Here is a 12,464-nt window from a genome sequence, read left to right on the forward strand (position 1 = left end):
AGCGCGCTTGCGCTTTTTGTTTGAGGAAAAACAATGGCTCGTATTGCAGGGGTTAACATCCCGAACCACCAGCACACTGAAATCGGCCTGACGGCAATTTTCGGTGTTGGCCGCACGCGTTCGCGCAACATCTGCGTTGCCGCGGGTGTGCCGTTCAACAAGAAGGTCAAGGACCTGGACGACGCGGATCTCGAAAAGCTGCGTGAGGAAGTGGGCAAGTTTGTCGTCGAAGGCGATCTGCGCCGTGAAGTGACGATGAACATCAAGCGCCTGATGGACCTCGGCTGCTACCGCGGCGTGCGCCATCGCAAGGGCCTGCCCCTGCGTGGCCAGCGCACGCGCACCAACGCACGTACGCGCAAGGGTCCGCGCCGCGCAGCACAGTCGCTGAAGAAGTAAGCGGAACTGACAGTTACAGGAAAACGTAATGGCTAAGGCTTCGAACAACTCCGCGGCGCAACGCGTTCGCAAGAAGGTCAAGAAGAACGTCGCCGAGGGCGTGGTTCACGTTCACGCGTCGTTCAACAACACCATCATCACGATCACCGATCGTCAAGGCAACGCGCTTGCCTGGGCAACCTCGGGCGGTCAGGGCTTCAAGGGTTCGCGTAAGTCGACCCCCTTCGCAGCTCAGGTCGCAGCTGAGTCGGCTGGCCGTGTCGCAATGGAATACGGCGTCAAGAACCTCGAAGTGCGTATCAAGGGCCCCGGTCCTGGCCGCGAATCGGCGGTGCGCGCGCTGCATGGTCTTGGCATCAAGATCACCGCGATCTCCGACGTGACGCCGGTCCCGCACAACGGCTGCCGTCCGCCGAAGCGCCGCCGTATCTAAGGCGTCGCTTAAGCCGAATGCCTGAGCCGCCGGAAACGGCGACCCAGGCTCTCGGCGTTATTGAATTGACTAAGCCCACCGTTCGGTTCAAAGAGCCGGACTAGCGTGAAACCGCGGGTTCGCCCATTCAGGTTTTGCGTGATCAATTATCGAAGGAAAGCAACGTGGCACGTTATATCGGCCCGAAGGCCAAGCTGTCCCGCCGTGAAGGCACCGACCTCTTCCTGAAGAGCGCACGCCGCTCGCTCGCCGACAAGTGCAAGCTCGACAGCAAGCCGGGTCAGCACGGCCGCACCTCGGGCGCCCGCACGTCCGACTACGGTACGCAGCTTCGCGAAAAGCAAAAAGTGAAGCGCATCTACGGCGTGCTCGAGCGCCAGTTCCGCCGCTACTTCGCGGAAGCGGATCGTCGCAAGGGCAACACCGGCGAAAACCTGCTGCAACTGCTCGAGTCGCGTCTCGACAACGTCGTGTACCGCATGGGCTTCGCATCGACCCGCGCTGAAGCGCGTCAGCTCGTGAGCCACAAGGCTCTCACGCTGAACGGCGTCGTCGCGAACATCCCGTCGATGCAAGTGAAGGCAGGCGACATCGTTGCAATTCGCGAAAAGGCGAAGAAGCAGGCGCGTATCGTCGAAGCCCTGTCGCTCGCTGAGCAAGGCGGCATGGCAGGTTGGGTGTCGGTCGACGCGAAGAAGTTCGAAGGCACGTTCAAGGGCATGCCTGAGCGCAGCGACATCGCTGGCGACATCAACGAAAGCCTGATCGTCGAATTGTATTCGCGTTAATCGAATTGACGGCCGGGGTAGCCTCTGTGCTTCGCGCAGGAGGTGGCCTCGGCTGTTTTTTTCAGGTTGTGGCCATCTCAGCCTTATCGGTGTAACGAGCCGAGGGTATTGAAAAGGAAAACCTATGCAAACCAGTTTGTTGAAACCCAAGATCATCGCTGTGGAATCGCTCGGCGACAACCACGCGAAAGTGGTCATGGAGCCGTTCGAACGCGGTTATGGCCATACCTTGGGTAACGCGCTTCGGCGCGTTCTGCTGTCGTCGATGGTTGGCTACGCGCCGACCGAAGTGACGATCGCAGGCGTCGTGCACGAATACTCGACGCTCGACGGTGTGCAAGAGGATGTGGTCAACCTGCTGTTGAACCTGAAGGGCGTGGTCTTCAAGCTGCATAACCGTGACGAAGTGACGGTTACGCTGCGCAAGGAAGGCGAAGGCGTTGTCACCGCTGGCGACATCGAACTCTCGCACGACTGCGAAGTCATCAACCCGGAACACGTCGTTGCGCATCTGACGAAGGGCGGCAAGCTCGACGTGCAGATCAAGATCGAGAAGGGCCGTGGCTACGTGCCGGGCAATGTGCGCCGTTACGGCGACGATTCGGCCAAGATCATCGGCCGCATCGTGCTGGACGCGTCGTTCTCGCCGGTTCGCCGCGTGAGCTACGCCGTGGAAAGCGCGCGTGTCGAACAGCGTACCGACCTCGACAAGCTCGTGATGAACATCGAAACCAACGGCGTGATCTCGCCTGAGGAAGCGATCCGCCAGTCGGCGCGCATCCTCGTGGATCAGCTGTCGGTGTTCGCTGCACTGGAAGGCACCGAAACGGCGGCGGAAGCACCGTCGCGCGCGCCGCAGATCGATCCGATCCTGCTGCGTCCGGTGGACGATCTCGAACTCACGGTTCGCTCGGCGAACTGCCTGAAGGCCGAGAACATCTACTACATCGGCGACCTGATCCAGCGCACCGAGAACGAGCTGCTCAAGACCCCGAACCTGGGTCGCAAGTCGCTCAACGAGATCAAGGAAGTGCTCGCTTCGCGCGGTCTCACGCTCGGCATGAAGCTCGAAAACTGGCCGCCGGCCGGGTTGGACAAATAAGTCGACAAGTAAGTAATGTGGCACGGACGCGGATTTTCCTTTAAAATCCGCGTCTTGCCTTTTTCACCTACCGGCCCGTGCCTTCATGGGAAGGCGATAGAAGAGCTGGACCAAAACTTTGTTTCAAGGAAATTGAAATGCGTCACCGTCATGGTCTGCGGAAACTGAACCGCACGAGCAGCCACCGTCTGGCAATGCTCCGTAACATGTCCAATTCGCTCATCGAGCACGAAGTCATCAAGACGACGCTGCCGAAGGCGAAGGAACTCCGTAAGGTTGTCGAGCCCCTCATCACGCTGGGCAAGAAGCCGTCGCTCGCAAACCGTCGTCTGGCGTTCAACCGCCTGCGCGATCGTGACTCGGTCACGAAGCTGTTCGACGTGCTCGGTCCGCGTTTCGCGAACCGTCCGGGCGGCTACCTGCGCATCCTGAAGTTCGGTTTCCGTGTTGGCGACAACGCACCGATGGCTCTGGTCGAACTGCTCGACCGTCCGGAAGTCGCGGAAGAGAACGTCCAGGAAGCGGAATAAGCTTTCGGTCGCTTGACGCAGTTGTAAATTGCGGATTGAGCGGCGCGCAAAAAAGCCAGGCCTAGCCTGGCTTTTTTGTTTTCGGCGACGGATTAAACGGCGCGCGCGCGCGTTTGCTATCTGTCACCGCTGTGCCGTTGCTCCGCATGCCGATGGCGCATGAGCGAAGCCAATCGATGCCGGTGGTACGATTACGCTCTGCCTTAGGCGCCGTCGGCTCTCGCGCCGTGGGGCGGGGCACCGTGACGGAGCTTGTCGTGACCCTCAATGTAATCCTGATGTTGACCACCCTGCCCGACGAGGACGCTGCCGAAAAGCTGTCGTCAACGGCGCTCGAAGCCCATCTCGCGGCCTGTGTGACGCGGCTTGGCCCGGTCCATTCGCAGTATCACTGGCAGGGCAGGATCGAGTCCAGCGACGAGGTCCAACTGCTTTTCAAGACGAGTCTCGCGCGCGCGGCCGAGCTCGAACAGTTCATCCAGACCCAGCATCCTTACGACACGCCCGAAATTCTCTCGTGGCAGGTCACGGCGTCGAACGCCTATGGCCAATGGGTCAATGCCGAGACACAGCGTCCCATTCATGTTTAAGCGTTTCGATCGGCGCTTGCGTGCCGCGCCGTACACCTCGTTTCTGGCTTTTCTCGCACTTATTGGCTGCCTGCTGCCGTTGCTGTTCGGTGCAGCCACCGCCCGTGCTGACGACGATTTCCTGCCGCCAGATCAGGCCTTCACGTTCAGTGCGAGCGAGGAGCCGGGCGTCGTCGACGTTCACTTCAAGATTGCCGATGGCTATTACATGTATCGCGAGCGCTTTGCATTTGCGACGCGCAACGGTACGGCCACGCTCGGTGATGTGCAGATTCCTCCCGGACATGTGAAGTTCGATACTACGTTCAACAAGAACGTCGAGACGTACCGCAAGGAGCTGACGATCCGCGTGCCCGTGAAGCAGGCAAACGGGGCATTCGATCTTGCGGTGACCTCGCAGGGATGCGCGGACGCGGGTATCTGCTATCCGCCGGCGAAGCATGTCTATCACGTGAGCGGCGCGGCGCTTCAGGCCGCTGCGGGTGGTCAAAGCGCAGCGGGCGACGGCGCGGCTGCTACTTTGGCCACGCCTTCGACATCGACGGATAACGCGCAGCAGCCGTGGTACGAGCGCGCGACGAGCGCGGATTACGCGCAATCGCTGCTACAAGGCGGCGGTTTTTTCGGCGTGGTTGGTTTGTACTTTCTCGCGGGCATCGTGCTGAGCCTGCTGCCCTGCTCGTATCCGATGATTCCGATTCTCTCGGCCATCATCGTGGGTGAGGGCGCGCAGGTCACTCGTACCCGCGGTTTCGCGTTGTCGTTCGTCTATGTGCTCGGTATGGCACTGGTCTATACCGTGCTCGGCATTGCCGCCGCGCTGGTCGGGCAGAGCCTCGGCGCGTGGCTGCAGAACCCTTGGGTGCTCGGTGTGTTTGCTGGGCTGCTTACCGCGTTTGCGCTCATGCTGATCGCCGGCTACGACCTCGCACTGCCGCAGCGCTGGCAGGATGGCGCGTCGCGCGCGTCACAGGGCCGCTCGGGTGGCAAATTCGTGGCTGTTGCCGTGATGGGCGCGCTGTCCGCGCTGGTAGTGGGCGCCTGCATGACCGCGCCGCTTTTCGCGGTGCTTGCGTTCATCGCGCACACCGGCAACGCCGTGCTCGGCGGCGCTGCGCTTTTCGCGATGGGCCTTGGCCTTGGCGTCCCGCTCATGATCATCGGGCTCGGCGCGGGTACGCTGCTGCCGCGCGCGGGCACGTGGATGGACGGCGTGAAGGTCTTCTTCGGCATCGCGCTGCTCGCGGCCGCGCTGTGGATCGTATGGCCGGTGCTGGGCGCCAGCGCGCAAATGTTGCTGGCCGCGCTCTGGCTTCTGCTCGCCGCCGCCGCGCTTGGGCTCTTTACGCCGAACGCGGGCGCCGCTAACGTCTGGCGACGTCTTGGGCGCGGCGTTGGCGCGGCGTTCGCGATTTGGGCCGCGACGCTCATCGTCGGTCTTGCGGCGGGCTCGGCCGATCCGCTGCGTCCGCTCTCCGTGCTGGCCGCACGCGCGGGTGGCGCGACGGGCAACGGCACGGCGCAGGCCAGCACGGCCGAAGCCGATGCGCTGGCCTTCGCGCCGGTGCGCTCGTCGGCGCAACTCGACGCGATGCTCAAGACGGCGGGCAAGCCCTCGATGCTCGACTTCTACGCTGACTGGTGCGTGAGCTGCAAAGAGATGGAAAACCTCACGTTCAGCGATCCGCGGGTGCAGTCACGCCTCGCGCAACTCGGTCTGCTGCGCGCCGACGTGACGGCCAATAGCCCGGACGATCAGGCGCTGCTCAAGCGCTTTGGCCTGTTCGGCCCGCCGGGCATCATCTTCTTCGACGCAAGCGGCCAGGAAGTGCTGCGCGTGGTGGGCTACGAAAACGCCGACAAATTCCTCGCCCGGCTCGACCGCGTGGCGGAGCAGGGGCAATCGCCTGCGCCTTCGGTCAAGCCGGTGCGATCGGTGCCGTCGGCGCTTTCGACGCTCACGGGCAAGTCTTAAGCACACCACACGGCTTGGCGCGACGGGTCGTGCGTCTGTGCAAACAAAAAGGCACGTCGCAGGACGTGCCTTTTTTCATGCATCAAGCGCGAACCCGCGCGGCGCTTACTTCTGCGCGCGCAACAGGCGGGCGGCGTCGAGCGCGAAGTACGTGAGAATGCCGTCGGCTCCCGCGCGCTTGAATGCGAGCAGCGACTCCATCATCACCTTGTCGTGGTCGAGCCAGCCGTTTTGTGCAGCGGCCTTGAGCATCGCGTATTCGCCGCTCACCTGGTACACATAGGTCGGGAAGCGGAACTCGTCCTTCACGCGGCGCACGATGTCGAGATACGGCATGCCGGGCTTGACCATCACCATGTCCGCGCCTTCCTCGATGTCGAGGCGCACTTCGCGCAGCGCCTCGTCCGAGTTCGACGGGTCCATCTGGTAGGTCATCTTGTTGCCCTTGCCCAGATTCGACGCAGAGCCCACGGCGTCGCGGAACGGTCCATAGAACGCCGAAGCATATTTGGCCGAATAGGCCATGATCTTCGTATGGATGTGGTTCTCGCTCTCGAGCATCTCGCGGATCGCGCCGATGCGGCCGTCCATCATGTCCGAAGGCGCGACGATATCGACGCCCGCTTCGGCCTGCGTGCGCGCCTGCGCGACGAGGATCTCAACGGTCTCGTCGTTGATGACGTAGCCGTTTTCGTCGATCACGCCGTCCTGGCCGTGGCTCGTGTACGGATCGAGCGCGACGTCGCAGAGCACGCCCAGATCGGGGAACCGCTTTTTGAGTTCGCGCACGGCGCGCGGAATCGTGCCGTCGGGATTGGTCGCTTCGATGCCGTCCGGCGTCTTCAGCGCCGGATCGACGGCGGGGAACAGCGACAGCACCGGAATGCCCAGTTCAACGCACTGCTCGGCCACGCCCATGAGCAAATCGACCGAGACGCGCTCGACGCCGGGCATCGACGGCACGGCTTCGCGCACGTTGGTGCCTGCGACCACGAACACGGGGTAGATCAGGTCGTTGGTGGTGAGGAGGTTTTCGCGCATCAGGCGGCGCGAGAAGTCGTCCCGGCGCATGCGGCGCGGACGATGATGTGGGTAGAAGCTCATGTCGGCAGATATCTTGAAACGGGACGCGCCAGGGCGCGCGGGAAACTTTTCAGGACAATGGTATATCATACCGATCGAGCGAGGCGCCTGGCGCCGGACTCCCCGCTTCTCCTCCCTGAGCGGGTGCCTGTCGTTTTTCGATAAGGCTGTTTAGCCCGCCGGCATTTACGGCGGGTTTTTTTATGTGCCGTCGAAACAGGTGATTCCGGTGCGCCGGCGAGGACACGCGGCGTCGCGCGTCCCGATATGTGGGCTAGCGCACATACACGCACTGAAACTGGCAAGTGAAGCGCCGGACCAGAGGGGGCCGCGGCGCGAGCGCGCCGGCCTTAAGCCTCTCCGGATTCGTCCTTGGGCGCGATCCAGCTTTCGATGACCGCGTGCGCCTCGTCGAGCCCCACGCGCTTGAGTGCGGAAAAGAGTTGCGCACTCAGCTTCCCTTCATAGCCCTGCTTGCTGTACTCCTCGAAGGCCTTGTTCGTCGTGCGCAGCGCGAGGACGCTTTCTTGACGTGTCAATTTGTCGCATTTCGTCAGAAGCGCGTGGATCGGCTTTCCGGTCGGCGCGAACCACTCGATCATGCGCCGGTCCAGGTCGGTGAGCGGCCGGCGCGCATCCATCATCAGCACGAGGCCGGCGAGTTGCGCGCGCGTTTGCAGATAGAGCGAGAGCAGTTGCTCCCAGTGCGCCTTCGCGGCTTCCGGCACTTCGGCGTAGCCGTAGCCCGGCAAGTCGACCAGATAGCCTGCGGGATCGTCGGCGCGGCCCACGTCGAAATAGTTGATGTGCTGCGTGCGGCCCGGGGTCTTCGACGCGAAGGCGAGGCGCTTCTGGTTGCACAGCAGGTTGATCGCCGTGGATTTGCCTGCGTTCGAGCGGCCGGCGAACGCGACCTCTGGCCGCGCGGTGGCGGGCAGGTCGCGCAGATGATTCACCGTCGTGAAGAAACGGGCTTGATGCAGCAGGAAGGCCATCGGTAGGACCACATGTGAAGTAGCGAGGCGGGAGGGTCCGCCAGGCCCGGAGGTGCCGGGAACGATCTGAAGATATCGGGGGGAGGCCCGACTGGCGCCGTGGCGCCTTGCGCGCTATTGTACAATGCGACGGTTTACTGAATACCGGGAGGGCCATCGCGGGGCTTTCGAGGTAGATCGGTCGCTGTCGTGTATTTGCAGAACCTGATTCCCACAAGACGAAACAAGGTGCGCGAATGAATCGATTGGGCAAGTCCTTGAAGGTACTCCAATTTGCGATAGGTGCGACGGCAGCAGGTCTCGTAGCAAGCGTTTCGATGATGGCGACGGCAGCCGAGTCTGCTCCCGCCAAGCCCGATCTAGCCCGGGGGCAGGCTATCGCGGGGCAAGTCTGCGCCGCCTGTCATGGCGCCGATGGCAACAGCAGCGGCGGCGCCTATCCCAAACTCGCCGGCCAGCACGCCGAGTATCTCGTCAAGCAGCTCAAGGATTTCAAGCCACAGCCCGGTGGCAAGCCCCCTGCGCGTAATAATCCAATTATGGTTGGCTTCGCCAGCGCGCTTAACGATCAGGATATGATCAACGTCGCGGCCTGGTTCTCGTCGCAGACGCCCAAGCCCGGCGCCGCGCACGATGCGAAGACCGTGCCGGTCGGCCAGAAGATCTGGCGTGCCGGTATTGCGGACAAGGGCGTGCCCGCCTGCGCGGGGTGCCACGGACCTACGGGGCAGGGCATTCCGGTTCAGTACCCACGGCTCTCGGGTCAATGGTCGGAATACATCGTCGCGCAGTTGCAGGCGTTCCAGCAGCGCACGCGCAACAACAACGAGCCGATGCGTGAAATCGCGCACCGTCTCTCGGACGACGAGATCAAGGCCGTTGCCGACTACGCAGCCGGCCTGCATTGATCCCGGCCTCGCGGCCGGGCAGTCGAAGAACAAGAAAAGGGTGTGGGCGCCGCATGGATGCGGCGGTCCCGCACCCTTTTTTGCTGTAATGCGCTGACGAAAAGCGCAATGAGAAGTGCCATGAGAAGCGCAATGAGAAGCGGAGTTTGAATGAGCGTCACCACGCAGGGTCTGCAATTGAATATCCGCCAGAGAGCGGTCAGAAGCACCATCGAGCTGCTCAGTTCGATGCGCTTTGCCATCGCGCTGCTCGTGGTGCTTTCCATTGCGAGCATCATCGGCACGGTGCTCACGCAGGACGACCCGTACCCCAACTACGTCAACCAGTTCGGCCCGTTCTGGGCCGACATCTTCCGCGCGCTGAGTCTTTACACGGTGTATAGCGCGTGGTGGTTCATGACCATCCTCGGCTTTCTCGTGGTGTCGATCTCGCTGTGCGTGATCCGCAACGCGCCGAAGATGATCGCGGACGCGAAGAGCTGGAAGGACAAGGTCCGCGAAGGCAGCTTGCGCGCGTTCCATCACAAGGGCGAGTTCGTGCTCGAGGGCGGCTCGCGCGCGCAGACCACCGCGACGCTCGGCAAGCTCGCGCAGCGTCTCGGCTACAAGTTTGTCACGCGCGAAACCGAGGGCGCGACGCTCATCGCTGCCAAGCGCGGCGCGCTTGCGAAGATCGGCTATATCTTCGCGCACGTGGCCATCGTGGTGATCTGTATCGGCGGCCTGCTCGACAGCAATCTGCCGATCAAATTCCAGATGTGGCTCTTCAACAAGACGCCCGTCCAGAGCAACGCCGTCATCAACGACATTCCACCCGAGCATCGGCTTTCCACCGCGAATCCGACATTCCGCGGCTACGCGTGGGTGCCCGAGGGGCAGTACGTTTCCACGGCCATCCTGAACCAGCCTAACGGCTCGCTGATCCAGGATCTGCCGTTCTCGATCCAGCTCAACAAGTTCATCGTCGATTACTACTCGACTGGCATGCCCAAGCTCTTCGCGAGCGACATCGTCGTGATCGATCACAAGACGGGCAAGCGCATTCCGGCGCGCATCGAGGTGAACGAGCCGTTCGAGTATGACGGCGTGTCGATCTACCAGTCGAGCTTCCAGGACGGCGGCTCGCAGATGCACATGACCGCTTGGCCCATGGCCGGCGCGAGCGCGAAGAGCTTCCCGCTCGACGGCACCATCGGCAATTCGGAGAAGCTCGCGCTGCCGGCGGGCCAGAGCGTGCCGGGCGTGGATGGCCAGACCATCGAGTTCGCCGATTTCCGCGCGATCAACGTCGAGAACATTTCGAACGGCAGCGGCCAGACCGACGCGCGCGGCGTCGCGCATCAGACCCTCAAGGAAGCGTTCGACGAGCGCCTGGGCTCTGGCGCGAAGAGCGCGAAGCCGCTCGATCTGCATAACGTTGGCCCCTCGGTGCAGTACAAGGTGCGCGACAAGGACGGCCAGGCGCGCGAGTACAACAACTACATGCTGCCCGTCGACGTGAACGGCGCGCGCATATTCCTCGCGGGCATGCGCGAGAACCCCGACGAGCCGTTCCGTTACCTGCGCATTCCGGCCGACAGCGGCGGCACGATGAAGGAGTGGATGCTGCTGCGCGCCGCGTTCGAGGATCCGGCGCTGCGCGAGCAGGCCGCGCAGCGCTTCGCTGCGCGATCGGTCCCCGATGCGAACCGTGAGTTGCAGCAGCATCTGCAAGAAAGCGCGTCGCGTGTCCTGACCCTTTTTGCGGGCGCGGACGCTTCGGCGCAGGGCACATCCCAGGCGCAAAAGGGCGGCTTCCAGGCCGTGGCAATCTTCATCGACAAATCCGTGCCCAAGGACCAGCAGGAAAAGGCCGCAGGACTCCTGCTGCGCATGCTCGAAGGCGCGACGTGGGACCTTTGGCAGCTCGCGCGCACGCAGGCGGGCGAGCCCGTGCTCAAGCCCGACGCGCAATCGGCGCGCTTCGTCCAGGACTCGATCAATGCGGTTTCGGACAGTTTCCTGTATGGATCGCCTGTCTATCTACAGCTCGATTCATTCAAGCAGGTGCAAGCTTCGGTATTTCAGGTGACGCGCGCGCCGGGCAAGAAAGTCGTGTATCTTGGCAGCCTGTTGCTCGTAATCGGCATCTTCTCGATGTTCTACGTGCGCGAGCGACGTCTGTGGTTCTGGCTGAAGGACCGGAGTGAGGCCAACGGCGGGGGCGTCGACGTCATCATGGCGATGTCGACCGCGCGCCGCACCCTCGACTTCGAGAAAGAGTTTGCCCGTACCCGCGAAGCCGTCTCCCGAGCCTTGGGTGTGAAACCCGGGGCCACCGGAGCAGGCAGCGGCGGGACGGACCGTACCCCTTGATCCACGCGCCATTCATGTGATTGACGCGATCCACGGAAACTCACGATCGACACCGGTAAGCCCATGGACCTGACTCAAGTAACTTCTTCCGCGCAAACCCGCCGCGCCGACCGCGCGGCAACGGCCGCGTCGCACGATGCGGCGTTTGCGCACGATCCCCACGCGGACGCGTTCTTTGACGAACGCCCCTTCCTGCGCCGTCTCACGGCGCTCGACTGGCTGTTCGCGCTGGCGCTGGTGTTGGGCGCGGGCTTCGCGCTCTCGCGCTACCACGCGCACATGAACTATTACGACAAGCTGGTGCTCTGCGGCACGGTGCCGGCGCTCGTCGTGCTGGGCTGGCGCTGGAAGCCGGCGCGTCTGTTGATGGCGGGCATTGCCGTGCTGTCGGTTGGCGCGATCCAGATTTATCAGGGCGACCTCGCGCGCGCCGACCAGGCGTTCTTCCTCAAGTACTTCCTCTCGAGCCAGTCGGCCATTCTGTGGATGAGCGCGCTGTTCGTGCTGGCGACGTTCTTCTATTGGGTCGGTCTGCTCTCGCGCTCGCCTACGGGTGGCGCGATCGGCACGAGGCTCACGTGGGCGGCGGTGCTGATCGGCTTCGTCGGCCTGATGGTGCGCTGGTACGAGTCGTATCTGATCGGCGCCGACGTCGGCCATATTCCCATCTCGAACCTCTACGAAGTGTTCGTGCTGTTCAGCCTCATCACGGCGCTGTTCTATCTGTATTACGAAAAGCACTACAACACGCGCGCGCTCGGCGCGTTCGTGCTGCTCGTGATCAGCGCGGCCGTGGGCTTCCTGATGTGGTACTCGATCTCGCGCGACGCGCAGCAGATCCAGCCGCTCGTGCCCGCGCTGCAAAGCTGGTGGATGAAGATCCACGTGCCGGCGAACTTCATCGGCTACGGCAGCTTTGCGCTTTCGGCGATGGTGGGTGTCGCCTACATCATGAAGGAGCGCGGCGTGCTGGCGGACCGCCTGCCCGCGCTCGACGTGCTCGACGACGTCATGTACAAGTCGATCGCCGTCGGTTTTGCGTTCTTCACCATTGCGACCATTCTCGGCGCGCTGTGGGCGGCGCAGGCGTGGGGCGGCTACTGGAGTTGGGACCCGAAGGAAACCTGGGCGCTGATCGTGTGGCTCAACTACGCGGCGTGGCTCCACATGCGCCTCATGAAGGGCTTGCGCGGCGGCGTGGCCGCCTGGTGGGCGCTCACGGGCTTGCTCGTCACGACTTTCGCGTTCCTGGGTGTGAACATGTTCCTCTCGGGCCTGCACAGCTACGGCAAGCTGTAATGCGCGG

General features: G+C 62.9%; 12 protein-coding genes. 10 read left to right on the forward strand and 2 right to left on the reverse strand.

All coding sequences use genetic code 11. The features are described from left to right. Positions 1-33: 33 nt before the first annotated feature. The 7 genes from rpsM (at position 34) to dsbD (ending at position 5,817) form a co-directional block, all read left to right on the forward strand. On the forward strand, positions 34-399 hold the full coding sequence (rpsM, locus tag HV773_RS15230; RefSeq protein WP_035531705.1) for a 30S ribosomal protein S13: 366 nt from the start codon (positions 34-36) through the stop codon (positions 397-399). Positions 400-427: 28 nt separating this feature from the next. Beyond that, positions 428-832: a 30S ribosomal protein S11 gene (rpsK, locus tag HV773_RS15235; RefSeq protein ID WP_006052224.1), complete on the forward strand. Its 405-nt coding sequence runs from the start codon at positions 428-430 to the stop codon at positions 830-832. A 164-nt stretch (positions 833-996) separates the two neighbouring features. Further along, positions 997-1,620, forward strand: a complete 624-nt coding sequence (rpsD, locus tag HV773_RS15240) for a 30S ribosomal protein S4 (RefSeq protein ID WP_129562995.1) — start codon at positions 997-999, stop codon at positions 1,618-1,620. A 124-nt stretch (positions 1,621-1,744) separates the two neighbouring features. Beyond that, positions 1,745-2,722 carry a DNA-directed RNA polymerase subunit alpha gene (locus HV773_RS15245; RefSeq protein WP_103706956.1) on the forward strand — a complete coding sequence of 326 codons (978 nt, stop codon included), beginning with the start codon at positions 1,745-1,747 and terminating at the stop codon, positions 2,720-2,722. A 137-nt stretch (positions 2,723-2,859) separates the two neighbouring features. Beyond that, on the forward strand, positions 2,860-3,252 hold the full coding sequence (rplQ, locus tag HV773_RS15250) for a 50S ribosomal protein L17 (protein WP_027797304.1): 393 nt from the start codon (positions 2,860-2,862) through the stop codon (positions 3,250-3,252). Positions 3,253-3,509: 257 nt separating this feature from the next. Next, entirely contained in the window at positions 3,510-3,842 is a 333-nt protein-coding gene (gene cutA / locus HV773_RS15255) for a divalent-cation tolerance protein CutA (protein ID WP_129562994.1), read from the forward strand. Continuing rightward, positions 3,835-5,817, forward strand: coding sequence for a protein-disulfide reductase DsbD (gene dsbD, locus HV773_RS15260; RefSeq protein ID WP_129562993.1), 1,983 nt, complete (start codon positions 3,835-3,837; stop codon positions 5,815-5,817). The genes cutA and dsbD overlap by 8 nt, the downstream gene beginning before the upstream one ends. 105 nt (positions 5,818-5,922) lie before the next feature. Here the strand turns inward: dsbD and hemB are convergent, their stop codons facing one another. Both hemB and yihA read right to left on the reverse strand, forming a co-directional pair. Continuing rightward, positions 5,923-6,921: a porphobilinogen synthase gene (gene hemB, locus HV773_RS15265; protein ID WP_129562992.1), complete on the reverse strand. Its 999-nt coding sequence runs from the start codon at positions 6,919-6,921 to the stop codon at positions 5,923-5,925. A gap of 329 nt (positions 6,922-7,250) precedes the next feature. Further along, positions 7,251-7,895, reverse strand: coding sequence for a ribosome biogenesis GTP-binding protein YihA/YsxC (gene yihA, locus HV773_RS15270; RefSeq protein WP_129562991.1), 645 nt, complete (start codon positions 7,893-7,895; stop codon positions 7,251-7,253). A 236-nt stretch (positions 7,896-8,131) separates the two neighbouring features. Between yihA and HV773_RS15275 the strand changes: the two genes are divergently transcribed. The 3 genes from HV773_RS15275 to ccsB all read left to right on the forward strand — a co-directional run bounded on the left by HV773_RS15275 (position 8,132) and on the right by ccsB (position 12,457). Then, complete coding sequence (locus tag HV773_RS15275) at positions 8,132-8,803, forward strand: c-type cytochrome (RefSeq protein WP_129562990.1); 672 nt, start codon at positions 8,132-8,134, stop codon at positions 8,801-8,803. Between the two features lie 150 nt (positions 8,804-8,953). After that, positions 8,954-11,158, forward strand: a complete 2,205-nt coding sequence (locus HV773_RS15280) for a cytochrome c biogenesis protein ResB (protein ID WP_129562989.1) — start codon at positions 8,954-8,956, stop codon at positions 11,156-11,158. A gap of 63 nt (positions 11,159-11,221) precedes the next feature. Continuing rightward, a complete protein-coding gene (ccsB, locus tag HV773_RS15285) occupies positions 11,222-12,457 on the forward strand; it encodes a c-type cytochrome biogenesis protein CcsB (RefSeq protein WP_129562988.1) in 1,236 nt (411 codons plus the stop codon). Positions 12,458-12,464 lie beyond the last annotated feature (7 nt).

The sequence above is a fragment of the Paraburkholderia caffeinitolerans genome (genome assembly GCF_902859945.1).
GTDB lineage: Bacteria > Pseudomonadota > Gammaproteobacteria > Burkholderiales > Burkholderiaceae > Paraburkholderia > Paraburkholderia caffeinitolerans.